This is a genomic window from Thiothrix lacustris DSM 21227, assembly GCF_000621325.1.
GTDB lineage: Bacteria > Pseudomonadota > Gammaproteobacteria > Thiotrichales > Thiotrichaceae > Thiothrix > Thiothrix lacustris.
This window is the reverse complement of the sequence record NZ_JHYQ01000028.1, coordinates 30,195-47,072: the sequence shown is the minus strand read 5'-3', so window position 1 is coordinate 47,072 and position 16,878 is coordinate 30,195. Positions and strand designations below refer to the sequence as shown.

Here is a 16,878-nt window from a genome sequence, read left to right as displayed (position 1 = left end):
GCCGCCCAATGAAGAATAATGTTGTTACTGATTTTTTTGAGGGAGAATGGATCCTGTGAATAAGCGTCCCCACTACTTATTTGTGTTTATTTTTTGTTTGATGTTATTGGGAGCAGCACTGTTCTTTCAGCTGGTGGTTGGCTTGGAGCCCTGCCCGCTATGTGTGCTACAGCGATTAGCTTTGATGGCGATTGGGTTGGTGGCAGTGTTGGCGTTCTTGCATAACCCATCAGGATGGGGAGATAAGGCATATGGTCTGTTGCTGGTTTGCGGTGGATTGTTCAGTGCGGGGATTGCCATTCGTCAGGTTTGGTTGTTAAGTTTGCCACCTGAGGAAGCGGCTTCTTGCGGCCCAGGTCTTGAAGTTTGGTTGGATAGTTTTATTACTTATTTGCCGCAAGGTTCTGTGACTGAGATATTATTACGTAGTGGTGCTAGTTGTACTGAAGTGAGCTGGTCAATATTTGGTCTAAGTTTACCGCAATTAACGTCTCCACTGTTTATATTGCTGGCTTTTTACTTGATATGGTTGTTTTTTAGGCGAGGCAACAACCATGTAGGTACTTTTTCAATGCGTTAATTGCAGTCATTTTATTGCATCACATCGAAGATAAACTACCGTTTATCGAACCGACATACTGGGTATATTTCACTCTGTGGTATTCTTTTATTCAGGATATGCGTTTGGTTATTTGGCATAAGAACTTTCCTTGTGCCAATCTTTAACTGAAGGTATGCCGATAACCGTGCTTGGTCGAGCAGCTTGGGGTGGTCAAAGATATTCTGCTAAAAAGATTTTCTCTTTTAGAAAACTTTTTGTACAGAATGATGTCTATGAACGTTGCTGAGTCGTTTTAGATCAGACAAGGTTATTCACGACTTCTATGGAGCGGATCCAAGTATCCGTAATGCACGGAAGCATATCGGGTGATATCTGGATCGAATCACCTTCTGAGAAAAATTTGATAAAAAGGATTTTTGCGATCACGACTCCTGAAAAACAGTTGGCTGCGGTTAATGATACATTGTGTAGAATCGCATCAACAAATATTAAAAAGGTTGCATGAATATGACGAATACATCTTCTCGTACCGGTCTGGACTCTTCATTGTCTGAAACGGTCTCTCGTACTTTACAAGATTATCTGGATACCTTAGGCGAGCATGAGGCATCAAACATTTATCGTCTTGTACTAGATGAAGTGGAACGCCCAATGTTAGAAATCATGATGCGTTACACTCACAGTAATCAATCAAAAGCAGCTCAATGCATGGGGATTAACCGTGCAACACTGCGTACTAAGCTGAAACGTCATAATCTGCTCTAATTAAGATATGATGACATAAAGGGGGGAGTTAGAAAAACTGCCCCCTTTATATATTTAACCTTTTAAAGCAGACTGATAAGTTTTTAAACCATCCCAATCATTCTCTTTGGCTAATTTAGCCTGAGTAGCCCAACTTTCTGCTGCTGCTTTACTGTAACGAATCCCACTAGACGCTAAACTTGCATTCAGATCTTCCACACTCAATTTAGCTAATTGGGCATAACTGTTTATGCCTGCTAATTTCATCGCTTCTTCTAATTTTGGGCCAATACCACTCAATTTTGTCAAATCATCCTCTTCTTGTACCTGCTTGCTAACGGTTATTGCTGTCGGTGTGGGTTCAACCACTACCAGAGCTTCAGATGGCTGCACCAGTGTTTTTTCAGGTGCTGTTGCATGAGTTTTTTGGCTTATATTGTGAGCCGTTTGTAGTGCATCATTCTGTTTCTGCAATTGCTCATTTTCTCTGCGACTAGCTTGTAAAGCTGCTTCGAGCTTTTTCTTGGGATTGGGGACAAATAGGCGAACAAATATCCACTCTGCCATCCATCCCGTAAGTATGCCAAGCATAAAGATACCGACTAATTGATACATTATGAAACTCCATTGATTTAACGTATATTTACTGCTGTTTTTACAAAGCAGACTCTAAAAGGATTCTAAACAGGTAATGCTACTGGCAGAATACACCAAATGGTAGGGTTCAGCAGACAAACCTCCTCTCAGGTTGACCGATGGCAGTGCGATAATAGCGTTACCCCATGGTTATTAGTGTTGCTTTTGTCATGCAGTCGAGTTCTATTACATTGCTATGTGTGCTGTTGTTGTTGCAAGGTTGTGAAGATGATGCTGTTAACAATAACATTTACCGACCAGATAACGGTAGCGCTCTAGTATTACGTTCTGAACTTGATGCAACGCTCCGTGAGTTGATCCGGCAGTATGGCTTGACGGGTGACCCGTTACAAGGCGTGTCGCTTCCAGATATAGAATCACCGCTGGCACAATTGGGCATGAAACTGTTTTTCAGTAAAGCGTTGTCGGGGAATAAGGATGTTGCCTGTGCGACTTGCCATCATCCCTTGTTGGGCGGGGGAGATAACCTTTCGCTGTCGATTGGGGTGGATGCCGCCGACCCAGATAGGCTAGGTCATAAGCGGCTGTTAACCGGTAATCTCATACCAGGCGTGCCGCGTAATGCACCTACGACCTTTAATAGTGGTTTGTGGAAGCAGTTCATGTTCCATGATGGACGGGTTGCACAAGTTGAGGGGGGGATTACTACACCTGATAGGGCTTATGGGCAGCCTGATCCTCGGGCTGGGGCGAGCCTGGTTCATGCTCAGGCGCGGTTTCCGGTGACGTCCAATCATGAGATGCGTGGTGCAGCCTTTGATCCTGATGGCACGACACAATCTTGCCGTGACCGTTTGGCGGAACGTTTGGGGGGGTATGGCAACAACATCCCCCCAAATGATGCTTTGTCTGTGGCAGAAACGGGCTACTGGTTGGATGCTTTTCGTCAGGCTTATCAACAACCCCAAGAGCCAGCAGAAACCTTGATTACTGAGCAGAATATCGCGGCTGCTTTGGCCGAATACGAACGTTCGCAAGTGTTTGTGAACCATGCTTGGAAGCAGTATGTGCAAGGCAATCTTGTCGCTATCAGCGAACCTGCCAAGCAGGGAGCTGTGTTGTTTTTCAAAGAACGTGGCGAAGGGGGCTATGCGTGCGCATCATGCCATCGCGGGGATTTTTTTACGGATGAGCAGTTTCGCAATGTGTTGATGCCACCGATTGGCCCCGGTAAAGGCAATCGTGATCCGCAGCTTCAACAGGATTATGGGCGCTGGTTGGTGACGCAGCAAGCGGATGACAAATTCCGCTTCCGTACCCCAAGTTTGTTGAATGTCACGGTGACAGCGCCGTGGGGGCATAATGGCGCTTACACCAGCCTTGATGCCGTGGTGAAACACATGCTCAACCCGTTTCAGGCAGCGCTCGATTACGACCCGCAGCAACTGCAACAAGCCAATATTCCGACGGCACAGCTTCAGCCGAACTTGCGTGAAATGTTGGGGGGTAATACCGATATTGCTGGTCAGGTGTATAACGAGGATGATGTGCAGTACTTGATGGTTTTTCTAGAAACCCTGACCGACCCTTGTGTGACTAGCCCGGATTGCCTGAGCCGTTGGATACCTTCATCAGACCCTGCTCAGCAGGATCCGATGGGCTTGCAATTGAATGCGCGGTTTTAATCAAATACCGTATTGGTTGCGGTAAGCCTGTACGTTTGCCAGTAAGGTGGCATCGTGCAGGTGGCTGCTGACGTGGTTGATGACTTCATTCAAGCCGACGATGCTGATGACGGAAATACCATACAGCGCTTCAACTTCTTGCACGGCAGATTTTTCACCTGTGCCGCGTTCCTGCCGATCAAGTGAAATAGCCACGCTTGCTAGTTTTGCGCCATGCGCTGCTACCATATTGGCAGATTCGCGGATGGCTGTACCGGCGGTCATCACGTCATCAATCACAAGTACCCGGCCTTGCAGGGGAGCGCCGACGATTGTGCCGCCTTCGCCGTGATCCTTGGCTTCCTTGCGGTTGAAAGCATAGGGGTAATCTTTGCCATGATGTTCATACAAAGCAATGGCAGTGGCAGCGGCTAACGGAATGCCTTTGTAGGCAGGGCCAAACAACATGTCAAATTCCACCCCAGAATCGACAATGGCTTGCGCATAAAATTTGCCTAAACGTGACAGGGCAGAACCTGTCTGGAACAAGCCAGCATTGAAAAAATAAGGGCTGATACGCCCCGATTTCAGGGTAAATTCGCCAAAGCGCAATACGCCTTGCCCGATAGCAAAATCCAGAAAATCCTGTTGATATGTTTTCATTGCCTTGATCCTATGCTTGTAAATCTGCGAATGCTTGTCCCAGTTGTACTGCTACGTCTGCGCCCAGCGCCTTGTCCCAAGGAATTTGCCCCTGTTCCAGCAGCAGGATAACGGTTGAACCCATGTTGAAACGCCCCATTTCTTCACCCTTTGCCAAAGAAACATCAGGGAAGGTTTGGCGTTTTACGCCCCAACCTTGCGGGGGAGTCACCAGCCCATCCCAGACGGTTTCAATCGCGGCAACATTGATAGCACCCACCAGCACCATCGCGAGTTTGCCGAAATCAGTATCAAACATCGCCACGACGCGCTCATTACGGGCAAATAGGCGTGGAATGGTGCGGGCAGTATGCCCAGCAACACTGAACAGCCGTCCTGGTACATACACTTGTTCGGTTAGGGTGGCCGTCAGCGGCATGTGGATGCGGTGATAATCGCGAGGTGATAGGTAAATGGTCATGAACTGCCCATTCATAAAGGGTGCAGCACGGTTTTCATCACCACCTAGTAATTCCAGCGCGGAATATTCGTGGCCTTTCGCCTGAAAAATTCGCCCTTCTTCAATCCTGCCCATTTGGCTAATACGCCCGTCGACAGGGCTAACCAAGATACTATTGCCTGCGGCGAGGGGGCGTAATGCCGGTTTCAGTGGTCGGGTGAAAAAGGCATTGAAGGTCGGGTAGCTGGAAGGCTCAGGGTTGACAGCTTCTTCCAGGTTCACCTTGAAAATCTTGCTGAATAGACGGATAGCAGTGGGGACGACGCGGGGGCATTGCACCCGTGTCAGGCGAAACACCAAGCGGGAAATGAAATGGTGCGGTAATAGGTAAAGCGGCCAAGATTTTAGAATATCAGATAGATTCATGCGGTAATACGTCTGTATCAGGGGGTAAAGGCGGGATAATACGGGAATTTGGAGGAGAATAAACCAAAAAAGGCGCCCCGAAGGACGCCTTTAGCAAACTGTGATGCTTGCAGATTACTTTGCAGGTGTTGCAACAGGTGCAGTTGCTGTTGGAGCAACAGGTACTGGTGCAGCTTGTGGGGCAGCAGCCGTTGGCATTTGTGGCATCATCTGTGGAGCCATCATTGCCGGAGCGCCGTAACCATTGCCATTCTTAGCTGTGTTGCTGTAGCCGTAACCGTTGCCAGCACCATTGCCGTAACCGTAGCCATTGCCAGCGCCGTACCAGTCACCGTTGCCTTTACCGTTAGCAGCCATGTCTGTCGCCATGTTGGTTTTGCCTTTGCCTTTGAAGGTAATCGCGAAATCAACTTCGCCGTCAGCGTCGCCTTTACCACGACCCCAGCCGTTCACATCGCCATTACCGTTGCCGTAGCCGTTACCATTCGCAGCAGTAGAACCCGTGCCATTACCATAGCCGTTGCCGTAGCCAGAACCGTTGTCAAAGCCGTCGGTGAAGTCAGCGGAAGCAGCACCAGATAAAGCGATCAGGGTAGCGAGTGCGATAGTTTGCAGTTTCATAATAGTGTCTCCTAGCGTTGGTAGGTGAGAAATCCTCAATGTGTGAATATCATAATATTAGTACTTTCTAATGTAAAGGGCTAAAGCATGATTTTTGTTATTTTTTTGCAAATAGTTGAAAATTTTGTCAGTTCGGTTGCGATATAGGCGATTTTTGGTAAATGGTTAATATTTCCAGCAAACCAATAATGGCTGCATTGTAATCAATTGCGTACTCATTCACCGAATAGGCGCGTTCATCATCTACATAACTGAAAATACCTTGATCACGAGGAGCAATGTTGTCCTGAGCTAACACATTGGGTCCACCAACCAATAAACCCGGAATAGTGCGTTTGATGGCAGTGCCAAATAAGTGCAAGGGGCTTTGTACCGAGTGTGCGCCCACGGTTGTGACAAACGACAGTGCAAATGGGTTACGCCCGAACAGAAAATCGACTTGATCAAGTGCAGCATCCAGATAACGTGCTTCCCCGGTATAGTGCCAAGCCTGTAACAGGGTAATCCCTTCTTCTGCCAGCATTTTGTTGGAACCCCACACCAAACGTTTGTTAGCCATATGTAGGGGGCAGTCTTCCACCGTTGCCAATAGCGCATCAGCTCGCTCCAACAGTTTGGCCTTGATGCTGGCGCGTAAGGTAGCCAGTTCAGGGGTCTTATCCCACGTCAATAAATGCCAGAGGGCAAGGGCAGAGGGGTCTTTCCACTCAAATAGGGTATAGGGGGTGTTAGGTGCAACGGCTTGCAGGTAATCCCGATACTGGCGTTCACCCGTGGTCAGGTAAAGCTCGATGGCGGCTGCCAGCCGGTCATCATCATCGAACTCAAGGTTGGTTTCGGTATCCGTGCCAGAGGAAAGGTATTTGCCGGAACCGCCATCGTCTGATTTCCGCCAGTCGATCTCCATATTGGGGTGTTTTTCCAGCCATGCCCAGGCATTGATGGCTGCAACTTGATACAGCTCGGCATCTTTGGGAGAAACTGTGCGGTAAGTTCGTGCTGCTAATGCCATGCTCGCCGCAAACTTGGCCGTTTCGGGGGCTGAAATGCCGTAAATATAGCGTTGGGCAGTGTCATCTTCCGGTTTGCGGGCTGATACCCACTCAGTTCCAGCCAGTTTGCGATAGACCGCGCCATCCATACGCTGCATCTTCAGCATCCAATCCAGCTCAAACGCCACCTCGTCCAACAGATCGGATTTGCCATTGCCAGATTCGGGGATGTTTAAGGCGTTATCCTGATAACGCTCAGGCTGCATCAGGTATAGGCTCATCAAGCGATTGACGGTCACGGTAGCTGTCGCCATGTATTTACCGAAATCGCCTGCATCGTGCCAGCCGCCGGTTGCCGGGTGCGGTTCATTGGCCTGATTGATGTCATCGCGGCGGGCGTAAAGGGCATCGCTGGTGTGGCAAGCGGCGTGCTCCAACCCTGTGAGCGTATCCTGCAAGGCTACTCCGCAACGTTGCAGGTAGTAACTGCGTTGCAATAGCCATGAGGGGTTATCGTAAATATCCACACCAATACGGAAGGGGGCGGATTTGAGTTCCCCTTGGCGCAGGTAGTATTCACCGGGCAGCTTTACTTTACTGAAATCGACCCATGTCAGATGCAAGTTATCGCTGTCTGGCGGTGCTGTTTCCAGTGGTAGCTTTTCCATCAGCAGATCGCCGGGGGTTTGCACTAACTCCAGTGGTTCGGTGGAATCAGCATTCAGCAGGATGGCGCGTTTGGTCGCATTGGGCAAATAGCCGACTTGGTTGACGGCAATACGCGGTTCTTCTGGCTGTGCCAGTGCTACGGTTAACCAACAGCATAAGAGCAGCGGCAACAGGCGCAGGTTTTTACATGTCATGATAGCTTCCCGTTATTGTTGTATTGTGGCGCTATAACGAAGCCCCGACCGGCGGGGCTTCGTTCAAGGATTCAACCTTAATCTTTAATACGATACTCCGCCGAACGCGCATGGGCAACCAGCCCTTCGCCCCGTGCCAGCACCGAGGCAATCTTGCCCAGCGCTGAAGCACCTTCCGCCGAGCAATCAATCAGCGACGAACGCTTCTGAAAGTCATACACCCCCAGCGGGCTGGAAAAACGTGCAGTACGTGAAGTCGGTAAGACATGGTTCGGCCCTGCACAGTAGTCACCCACCGCTTCAGCCGTATAGCGCCCCATGAAAATGGCTCCGGCATGACGGATTTGCTTCGCCATTTCACGCGGATTTTCCACGGAAAGTTCCAGATGTTCTGGTGCAATGTAGTTCGCCACTTTCACCGCTTCAGCCATATCTTGCACGTGGATTAGCACGCCACGGCTTTGCAGCGAGGTGGAAATGATGGCCTTGCGCGGCATTTCTTCCACCAGACGGTTGATACTGGCTTTCACCTGTTCGATGAAATCAGCATCGGGGCAAACCAGAATGGATTGCGCGTCTTCGTCATGCTCGGCTTGTGAGAACAAATCCATCGCAATCCAGTCCGGGTTGGTTTTGCCGTCGCAGATGACGAGGATTTCGGAGGGGCCTGCAATCATGTCGATGCCGACCGTGCCGTACACCATGCGCTTGGCGGTGGCGACGTAGATATTACCGGGGCCGACGACCTTATCGACCTGCGGAACGGTTGCCGTGCCGTAAGCCAATGCGGCGACAGCCTGTGCGCCACCAATGGCAAACACGCGGTCAACGTTGGAAATTGCGGCAGCGGCCAGCACCAGTTCGTTCACCTCACCATCCGGCGTGGGTACGACCATGATCAATTCCGGCACACCAGCAACTTTGGCAGGCACGGCATTCATCAGCACGGAAGAGGGGTAAGCTGCCTTGCCACCGGGCACATACAAACCCACCCGATCCAGCGCCGTGACCTGTTGCCCCAGCAAGGTGCCGTCGGCTTCGGTGTAGTCCCACGATTCCATGATCTGGTGTTGCGCGTAGGACTTAAGGCGAGCCGCTGCCTGTTCCAGTGCGCTGCGCTGTTCCGGGGTGATTTTGGTCAGCGCTTCTTGCAAACGTGAAGCAGGGATTTCCAGCTCCGCCATGCTGGCAACGCTCATGCGGTCGAAGCGGTTGGTGTATTCGACCACAGCAGCATCGCCACGCTTGCGCACGTCTTTGAGGATGCCGTTGACGGTGTTGAATACCGCGTCATCGGAGACGCTTTCCCACGCCAGCAGCTCTTGCAGCTTTGCCCAGAAATCGCTAGCGTTGGTGTTCAGTTCGGTAATATTGAGCATGTGTTACTCCTCGGAATTTAAGAGGGCGTATGCAATACGCCCCTACGGAGGAAATGTAGGGGCGTATTGCATACGCCCTCTTCATACCTCGGTTGTGTTAGCCTGCCCGTCGTGCTTTTACTGCTGCTGCTAACTGACGCAGCACGCTATCCGTGGTGTCCCAGTTGATGCAAGCGTCGGTGATGCTTTGTCCGTAGACCAGTTCTTCGCGTTTTTTGCCATCAGCTTTCTGATTGCCTTCCACCAGATGACTTTCGATCATTACGCCGGTAATGGCCTTGCTGCCAGCGGCAAGCTGTTCCGCAACGCTGGTGGCAACTTCCGGCTGGCGACGGTAGTCCTTGTAGCTGTTGGCATGGCTGAAATCGACCATCAGGTACGGTGGCAATTTGGCTTTTTCCAGTGCAGCCACAGCAGTCGCAACGCTGGCGGCATCATAGTTCGGCTCTTGCCCGCCACGCAGGATTACATGGCAATCCTCGTTACCTTTGGTGGCAAAAATCGCGGTATTGCCTTCCTTGGTAACCGACAGGAAATGGTGGGGGCGGGAAGAGGCACCAATCGCATCAATCGCAATGTTCAGGTTGCCATACGTGCCGTTCTTGAAACCGATCGGGCAAGAAACCCCGGAGGCCAGTTCGCGATGCGCCTGACTTTCGGTGGTGCGTGCACCAATCGCCGCCCAACTGACCAGATCAGCCACGTATTGCGGGCTGATCAGGTCGAGGTATTCCGTTGCGGCAGGCATTCCCTGATTGTTCAGATCCAGCAACAGTTTACGCGCCATGCGTAAGCCTTTGTTGATGTGGAAGCTGTTATCCATATCCGGGTCGTTGATTAGCCCTTTCCAGCCAATGGTGGTGCGGGGCTTTTCAAAGTAAACGCGCATGATGATGTGTAACTGGTCTTTCAGTTCATGGCGCAGGTGCTGTAAACGTGCGGCGTATTCCATCGCAGCATCGACATCGTGGATGGAACAGGGGCCAACAACGACCAGCAGACGGTCATCTTCACCGTGCAGGATGCGGTGAGCTTCTTCGCGGGCGAGGTGTACCGTTTCGGTGGCGGTTTCATTGAGCGGGAACTCGCGGTGTAGTTCGACGGGTGGGGCGAGTTCGTGCATTCCGATAATGCGCAGGTCGTCTGTTTGGTATTTCATGCCGGGTTCCTTTGTTCTACCGCGTGCTGGATATGGGCAATCAGTTCACGGATAGGGGCGTGTTTAAGTTTCATAGAGGCTTTGTTGACGATCAGGCGCGAGGTGATGTCGGCCATGTGTTCCAGTGGCTCTAGGCCATTGGCACGCAAGGTGTTACCGGTATCTACCACGTCGACGATGCAATCCGCCAAGCCGACCAGCGGGGCGAGTTCCATCGAGCCGTAGAGTTTGATGACATCGACCTGACGGCCTTGTTCGGCGAAATATTGACGGGTGCAGTTGACGAATTTGGTGGCAACTTTCAGCCCGGTAGTGGGTAGCGGGCGATTAGCGAACCCGGCGACCATCAGTTTGCAGCGGGCAATTTGCAAATCAACCAGTTCGTACAGGTCTTGACCGCCGTGTTCCATCAGCACGTCTTTGCCTGCCACGCCGAGGTCTGCCGCGCCGTATTGCACATAGGTGGGCACGTCGGTGGCGCGGATAATCACCAGCTTCACGTCGTCGCGGTTGGTGTCGAGGATCAGCTTGCGGCTGGTTTCCGGGTCGTCCAGTGGTTCGATACCGGCAGCTTTGAGCAGCGGTACGGTATCTTTAAAGATGCGCCCTTTAGAGAGCGCAATCGTCAAGGTATCTTTCATAAGTGTCCAGGTTTGTTAACCAGTTGCTTAACCATTGACCCGCTGGATTCGCGCACCCAGCCGGGAGAGTTTTTCTTCAATGCGTTCGTAGCCACGGTCGGTATGGTAAATGCGGTCAACCGTGGTTTTGCCCTGTGCTGCCAAGCCTGCCAGTACCAGCGAGGCGGACGCACGTAAATCCGTTGCCATGACGGGCGCACCTTTGAGCGTTGGCATTCCCGCCACGATAGCGGTATTGCCTTCCAGACGGATGTTAGCACCTAAGCGCATCAATTCAGCGACGTGCATCATGCGGTTCTCGAAAATGGTTTCGACAATGACGCCAATGCCACGCGATACTGCATTCATTGCCATGAATTGCGCCTGCATATCGGTCGGGAATGCAGGATACGGGTCGGTGCGAATGTCGACCGCTTTCAGGATGCGGTCGCGCATATCGACTTCGATCCAGTCTGCCCCGGTGGTGACCAGTGCCCCGGCTTCGGTAAATTTGTGCAGTACAGCATCGAGTGTATCAGGTGCGGCTTTTAATGTCCTGACCCGCCCACCAGTGATGGCGGCAGCAGCGAGGAATGTGCCTGTTTCGATACGGTCAGGCAGTACGCTGTAATCAATGCCTTTGAGGCTGGTCACGCCTTCAATGGTAATTTTATCCGTACCTGCGCCTTTGATGTTCGCACCCATCGCGATCAGGCAGTTAGCAAGGTCGACAACTTCGGGTTCACGTGCGGCATTTTCCAGAATCGTGGTGCCTTCCGCCAATACCGCTGCCATTAGCAGGTTTTCTGTGCCGGTAACGGTCACGATGTCCATGACGATTTTCGCACCCCGGAGGCGGTTGGCGGTGGCACGGATGTAGCCTTCTTCGACCACGATCTTCGCGCCCATCGCTTCCAGACCCGAAAGGTGGATATTGACCGGGCGTGAACCAATCGCGCAACCACCGGGCAGGGAAACTTCGGCTTCACCGAAACGCGCTACCATTGGCCCCAATACCAGAATCGAGGCTCGCATGGTGCGTACCAGATCATAAGGCGCAACAAAATGCTGAATGGTGGAGGTGTCAACATGGACATTATTCTGTTCGTCAGTCTCGACACTGACGCCCATGCCTGCGATGACGGCCGCGAGGGTGGATACGTCCTTCAGGCGTGGCACGTTGCGGATGGTCATGGGCGTTTCTGCCAATAAGGTGGCAGCCAGCAGGGGCAGGACAGCGTTTTTTGCGCCAGAGATGTCTACATCCCCGTCCAGTGTTACGCCACCTTCGATAATCAGCTTTTGCATGGTATTAAGATCCGATTCAGTCGCTTGTCAGCAAAAGGATGGAATAATAGCGAAAAATGCAGGTGGATTCACCGCATCCTGCAAACTTTCCTGCAAACCGTGGGTATAAGGGCTAATGCAGGGAACTTAATAGGCGAAGTTGTTTTCCAAAAAGAACAAATTGGGGAATAAGGCGGCGTCAGCGCGAGGCTAGTGCTGCTTTCGATAACATGGGGTTTAGATAATCATGATAAAAGCTTGTCATTCAGGGGGAAGCCGCTGGGCTTTTGCTTGCCTATTGTTGCTGGGTGTGGCGATGGCCAAACCTGCTGCGGCATTTTACAACAGTTCATCGGCACTGGGAACGAATACCAACGAAATCATGGACGACGATTCCAGTGCGCCGTTTATTGATTTAATGAAAATGTCTCTGCCCTTCCGGGAAGCGCGACAGCTTAATAAAGGTAATATCGAATACGACCGTAATGGTTGGCCTACGCGTATTTCCACAGGCGGGCAGGTGGGCACACGTTTTGTCAGTAAACTCCCGGCGGGAACCATTCCCAGCGGCCCTTATACGGTGCTGTACGAGGGTGAAGGCAAGCTGGAATACGGCAATGATGCCACCGTGCAGAATCAAGCGCCGGGGCGTGACGTGATCATCCTCGATCCGGGTAAGGATAATGAGTTGAATGCTACCTTGTTTATCAAGGCGACCAACCCAGCCAACCCGCTACGCAATATCCGCATTTTGCCACCGGGTGGGATTTGTTCCAGTAACCCGTTCCAGCGTGTTGCCGCCGCAGGGCAATGCCGGGGGGACTACCTGTCCTTTGAGCAGCATTCTGGTAAAATTATTTTTAACCCGGATTACCTGACGTTTATGCGCGATTACCGGGTCATTCGTTTCATGAACATGAGCGGGATTACCCGTAACCCGGTGTATGCGTGGGAAGACCGTGCCAGCATTGACCAGCAGACCTGGGGTGGGGCAGAAGGTATCCGGGGTGCGCCGATGGAAGTCATGGTGGAACTCGCCAACCGCTTGCACGCTGACCCATGGTTTTCCTTGCCACATGCTGCCAGCAACGACTTTATCCGCCGTTTTGCTGAATACGTGCAAGTGAATCTCGACCCCAGCTTGAAAGTGTATGTGGAATATTCCAACGAAGTTTGGAACGGGGTGTTTACCCAACACGCTTACGCCAAGCAACAAGGCGTACAGATGGGGCTTGACCCCGATCCGAATCAGGCCGCTTACAAGTTTTATTCCAAACGTTCGGTGGATGTGTTCGGGATCTGGGAACAGGTTTTCCAAGGCAACAAGCGTGTGGTGCGGGTGATGTCGGGTTTGGTGGGGAGTACCCAGATGACCAAAACGATCCTGTCCTACAATGGCGCTTACCGTTTTACGGATGCTTATGCGGTTGCGCCGTATGTGTTCGGGGATGCCAAAGCCTTGCGTGCGGCACGTAGTGTCAATGATATTTTCAGTGTCATGACAGACCCGAAATACCCACATTCCTTGCCGGGCGAACTGAAGTTGGTGGGCAAGCAAGCGGAACTGACCAAAAGTTTCGGGGTGGATTTAATTGCCTATGAAGGTGGTCAGCATTTGGTAGAAATGACCACCAAATCGGATGCGCAACACCCGAACAACCTGTTTTATGCGGCTAACCGCGACCCACGCATGGCATCCATTTACCAACAATTATTGACTGGCTGGAAGCAGGCAGGTGGTAAATTGTTTGTACATTTCAGTTCGCCACGCATTTACCGTAAATACGGTAGCTTTGGTACTAAGGAGTACATTACCCAGCCAGATTCACAAGCGCCCAAGCACCGTGCTTTGCTGGCATTCACTAAAGCTAACCCGTGTTGGTGGAGCGGCTGTGCAGGGAATACGCTGGTGCGTCAAACCAAGCCGGTGAGCACACTCGAAGCGATGAAAACCCAGTCCGAACCGCTGGATGCGACTGCGCCACAATACGAGCCTATATCCGGCGAAGCACCGCCATTTCCGATGGGGAATATTCCACCGGAAGCGGCGGCATCACAAGCGCAGCCAGACAGCACACTGATTTCCATGCGTAGTGCGCCGAATGAGCAATATGTTGTTGGTGGTAATGCCTTGATTCGGAAGGTGCTCAATAGGGCGAATGTTTGGCAGGGAGCCTCGGTTTACCAGCTCCGTAATGTGGTGAATGGCAAGATTGATGGTAAGCAGGATTTGGCAGCCTTGTGGCAAGCCAGTTGGGATCAGCAAAACCTCTATATGCGTATTGGAGTTGAAGATGACCGGCCTGCGGTCAATGATTCCACCGTGCCGTGGGAGGATGATGCGGTTGAATGGTATCTGGATGCGGATGCCTCGATGGCTTCCCAGTATGACCAGCGAAATGACTTTCACTTCATTTTTAACCTGAAAAATGGAACGGTGATGTTGGGTAAAAACTCGCCCCGTGGAGCAAGTTTATCGCTAAACCAAAAACTTACCCGCTCAGCCAATGGCTACGTGCTGGAGGTGACGTTACCTTGGTCAGCTTTAGGGGTTAGCCCGCGTTCCGGTCATCGCTTGGGGTTAGATGTACACGTTGATGATGACGATGACGGCGGCGACCGTGATGGTAAATTGACTTGGAAGGCCAAACAGGATGATGCTTGGCAGAACCCTTCCTTGTTCGGTGGGGCGATTCTGGGCGAATAACGATTTCAATAAATTGGGGACACAACATGATGACATCAGAACTGTTGGCGGCGTATCACGCTGCCCATTACCGGGTACAGCATCCACGTGGGGCTTTTACCCTGAAAACCGATAGTCCTTCTACGGAGCTTGCGGCGTTGTTGCAGGAAAGCGGGCATAGCTGCGCGGCATTCATTACCGCATGCAACCCACATAGCTGGCCGCAAAGCGAGGCAGATAATGCCCGTGCACAGCAGCAACTCGCGGGGGAATTGGAACAGAATGGTTATACTGCGATTCCCGCGATCGGGCTTGACCCGGCGGGCGAATGGCAGGGCGAAGAAAGCTTTTTAGTGCCGGGGTTGGATTTAGAAAATGCCAAGTTTCTGGGTGAACAATATGCGCAAAATGCCATTTTGTGGGCAGATGCCGAGACAGCCGTACCACAATTGGTGGTGTTAGCGTCATGAAAAAAAATATTCAAGGTTTCTTGTTAGGCGCGGTGCTGTTGCTGCCGCTGCACAGTTATGCCGCCAGTTTTAACTGCGCCAAAGCTAAAACGTGGTCAGAGAAAACGGTCTGTAATACCAAGCAATTATCGCATCTGGATGAGTTGTTAGCTGCGTCCTTCCAGAAAGCACTCGACGGCACCCGTGACAAGGCTGCGTTGAAAGCGGAAGAAGGTGAGTGGCTAACGACTGAGCGTAATGCGTGTACAGACGTTGATTGTCTGAAAGAGGCTTATACCTCCCGGCTGGCTGTGTTGAATAACAAGATTGCCAATGCGGAAGAGGCGCCAGCGACAGAGAGTGATACCAGTACGGGTTGGTATAAAGCCATTGCGCAACCTAATTTGACTGTGCGTAACAGCGCCGATGTCACGGGCAAGAAGCTGGGGAATGTTCCCTATGGCGGCAAAGTGAAGGTGTTGGCTCGTACTGATAAAACCGATTCGATTGGGGGGCGTGATGGCACTTGGGTAAAAATCGAGTGGCAAGGCAAAACCGCTTACACCTTTGACGCTTTTCTGGAAAAACTGGCTGCCAGTGAGAGTAAAGCTAAAGCGGCGGGTAAAACCCTCGAAGGCACGATTACCGCGTATGAATGCGGGGATAACTGTTATCTGACCATTACCGACAAGCAAGGGGTGGAGCATTCTGGCTTATGCTCAGCACCCTTGTGTGACGCATGGAATGAAGTGGCGGAAATGCCCGCCAAATTCAAGAACAAAAAGGTGAAAGCCAGCGTTGGTACGGGAACCCAATACGACGGCAGTGGCACTACTGCTATGGGCGAGATGGATGCGTTTGAGGCGATTACGCTGCTGAAATAGCGGTGGATACTTGACGATAGAGCTTGTCGGATATTCTAAATCCGTTGGTGATTGCCTGATCCAGCATGGATTGGGCAACGACGGGTTGCAGTACCTTCCTTTTAATCGCCAGCAACAGTAAACCCGCAAATCCCGTCACGATCAGGTGTTTTTGCAAGGCAATTGCCCGACCCTTGCGTTCGTCGATCAGGATCGGAAGCTGGCGTTCTAATGCCAAGGTGATGGCTTCCGCTTCGCCGGGGTCAAGTACCAGTTGCAGGCTGGTGAGTTGTTCGGAAGGCTCCAGCCGGATGATTTCAATGCAACCTGCTGCGTTGATTTTCTTGATAATGTCGGGCGAGCCTGCGGACAGTTCATTCAAGACGGCCTGTGGAATCAGAATGCTTTCAAACACGGCACACAGTAAGTCGATGGATTGCAAGCCTTCCAGCGCAATCAAGCTGGTGGTATCACTGACAATAACTTTCATGCTGCCAGCATCTTCTCAAGTGCTGCCAAGTCTTCGGCAAAGTCATAATCTGCTACTGGCACACCCAACAGCCCCAGCAACTTGATGGTTTCGTGCTGGTTTTTACCGAGTGCTTTGCTGAGTTGTCCCAGGCTCAAATCCCCGCTTTGAAAGCCTTTGATGGCAAACCACGGCAGTAAACCTTGCTCCATGATGCCTTCGGCAAAGGGTAGGGCAAGACCTAGCGGTTGACCGTGTTTAGTGATCAACAGGTAGTCGTGGTTCTGGAAGGCTTTGGTTAGCTTGCCGGGATTGGTTTGGAGTTCTTTGATGCCGATGACTTGCATAAATAATACTACTTTTTAGATGTACACTAATGATCATAGAGTAGCCAT

At 51.4% G+C, this 16,878-nt stretch carries 17 protein-coding genes; 6 read left to right on the top strand and 11 right to left on the bottom strand.

The features are described 5' to 3' along the window. Positions 1–55 precede the first annotated feature (55 nt). Both Q394_RS20445 and Q394_RS0113825 read left to right on the top strand, forming a co-directional pair. Positions 56–580: a disulfide bond formation protein B gene (locus Q394_RS20445; protein WP_156946878.1), complete on the top strand. Its 525-nt coding sequence runs from the start codon at positions 56–58 to the stop codon at positions 578–580. A gap of 489 nt (positions 581–1,069) precedes the next feature. Next, positions 1,070–1,327: a helix-turn-helix domain-containing protein gene (locus Q394_RS0113825; RefSeq protein ID WP_051543451.1), complete on the top strand. Its 258-nt coding sequence runs from the start codon at positions 1,070–1,072 to the stop codon at positions 1,325–1,327. Between the two features lie 54 nt (positions 1,328–1,381). Here Q394_RS0113825 and Q394_RS21605 read toward each other — a convergent pair whose 3' ends face one another. Further along, positions 1,382–1,921, bottom strand: a complete 540-nt coding sequence (locus Q394_RS21605) for a helix-hairpin-helix domain-containing protein (protein WP_051543450.1) — start codon at positions 1,919–1,921, stop codon at positions 1,382–1,384. A 191-nt stretch (positions 1,922–2,112) separates the two neighbouring features. Between Q394_RS21605 and Q394_RS0113815 the strand changes: the two genes are divergently transcribed. Then, the gene (locus Q394_RS0113815; protein WP_169735901.1) at positions 2,113–3,588 is read left to right on the top strand and encodes a cytochrome-c peroxidase; all 1,476 of its coding nucleotides are present in this window, start codon (positions 2,113–2,115) and stop codon (positions 3,586–3,588) included. Here Q394_RS0113815 and pyrE read toward each other — a convergent pair whose 3' ends face one another. The 8 genes from pyrE to murA form a co-directional block, all read right to left on the bottom strand. Beyond that, positions 3,589–4,230: an orotate phosphoribosyltransferase gene (pyrE, locus tag Q394_RS0113810; protein WP_028489788.1), complete on the bottom strand. Its 642-nt coding sequence runs from the start codon at positions 4,228–4,230 to the stop codon at positions 3,589–3,591. It abuts the gene before it with no gap. Between the two features lie 10 nt (positions 4,231–4,240). Further along, the gene (asd, locus tag Q394_RS0113805) at positions 4,241–5,095 is read right to left on the bottom strand and encodes an archaetidylserine decarboxylase (RefSeq protein ID WP_038141590.1); all 855 of its coding nucleotides are present in this window, start codon (positions 5,093–5,095) and stop codon (positions 4,241–4,243) included. Between the two features lie 114 nt (positions 5,096–5,209). After that, a complete protein-coding gene (locus tag Q394_RS20430) occupies positions 5,210–5,716 on the bottom strand; it encodes a hypothetical protein (protein WP_051543449.1) in 507 nt (168 codons plus the stop codon). Between the two features lie 127 nt (positions 5,717–5,843). Further along, complete coding sequence (locus Q394_RS20425; RefSeq protein WP_084260481.1) at positions 5,844–7,571, bottom strand: glycoside hydrolase family 9 protein; 1,728 nt, start codon at positions 7,569–7,571, stop codon at positions 5,844–5,846. A gap of 77 nt (positions 7,572–7,648) precedes the next feature. Beyond that, entirely contained in the window at positions 7,649–8,950 is a 1,302-nt protein-coding gene (gene hisD / locus Q394_RS0113790) for a histidinol dehydrogenase (RefSeq protein ID WP_028489786.1), read from the bottom strand. Positions 8,951–9,047: 97 nt separating this feature from the next. Beyond that, on the bottom strand, positions 9,048–10,109 hold the full coding sequence (aroG, locus tag Q394_RS0113785) for a 3-deoxy-7-phosphoheptulonate synthase AroG (protein WP_028489785.1): 1,062 nt from the start codon (positions 10,107–10,109) through the stop codon (positions 9,048–9,050). Continuing rightward, entirely contained in the window at positions 10,106–10,750 is a 645-nt protein-coding gene (gene hisG, locus Q394_RS0113780) for an ATP phosphoribosyltransferase (RefSeq protein ID WP_028489784.1), read from the bottom strand. The genes aroG and hisG overlap by 4 nt, the downstream gene beginning before the upstream one ends. Positions 10,751–10,777: 27 nt before the next feature. Next, positions 10,778–12,037: a UDP-N-acetylglucosamine 1-carboxyvinyltransferase gene (gene murA, locus Q394_RS0113775; RefSeq protein ID WP_028489783.1), complete on the bottom strand. Its 1,260-nt coding sequence runs from the start codon at positions 12,035–12,037 to the stop codon at positions 10,778–10,780. 226 nt (positions 12,038–12,263) lie between these two features. On the opposite strand from murA, the gene Q394_RS0113770 reads away from it, so the two are divergent. The 3 genes from Q394_RS0113770 to Q394_RS21600 are packed head-to-tail and all read left to right on the top strand — an operon-like array spanning position 12,264 to position 16,035. Beyond that, positions 12,264–14,723, top strand: coding sequence for a sugar-binding protein (locus tag Q394_RS0113770; RefSeq protein ID WP_028489782.1), 2,460 nt, complete (start codon positions 12,264–12,266; stop codon positions 14,721–14,723). A gap of 26 nt (positions 14,724–14,749) precedes the next feature. Then, complete coding sequence (locus Q394_RS0113765) at positions 14,750–15,172, top strand: DUF3293 domain-containing protein (RefSeq protein ID WP_051543448.1); 423 nt, start codon at positions 14,750–14,752, stop codon at positions 15,170–15,172. Then, on the top strand, positions 15,169–16,035 hold the full coding sequence (locus Q394_RS21600) for an SH3 domain-containing protein (protein WP_051543447.1): 867 nt from the start codon (positions 15,169–15,171) through the stop codon (positions 16,033–16,035). Before Q394_RS0113765 ends, Q394_RS21600 begins: the two co-directional genes overlap by 4 nt. Here Q394_RS21600 and Q394_RS0113755 read toward each other — a convergent pair. Together Q394_RS0113755 and Q394_RS0113750 are read right to left on the bottom strand one after the other, a co-directional pair. Then, the gene (locus Q394_RS0113755; RefSeq protein ID WP_028489780.1) at positions 16,019–16,504 is read right to left on the bottom strand and encodes a PIN domain-containing protein; all 486 of its coding nucleotides are present in this window, start codon (positions 16,502–16,504) and stop codon (positions 16,019–16,021) included. The genes Q394_RS21600 and Q394_RS0113755 overlap by 17 nt on opposite strands. Continuing rightward, positions 16,501–16,830, bottom strand: coding sequence for a UPF0175 family protein (locus tag Q394_RS0113750; protein WP_028489779.1), 330 nt, complete (start codon positions 16,828–16,830; stop codon positions 16,501–16,503). The genes Q394_RS0113755 and Q394_RS0113750 overlap by 4 nt, the downstream gene beginning before the upstream one ends. Positions 16,831–16,878: the final 48 nt, after the last annotated feature.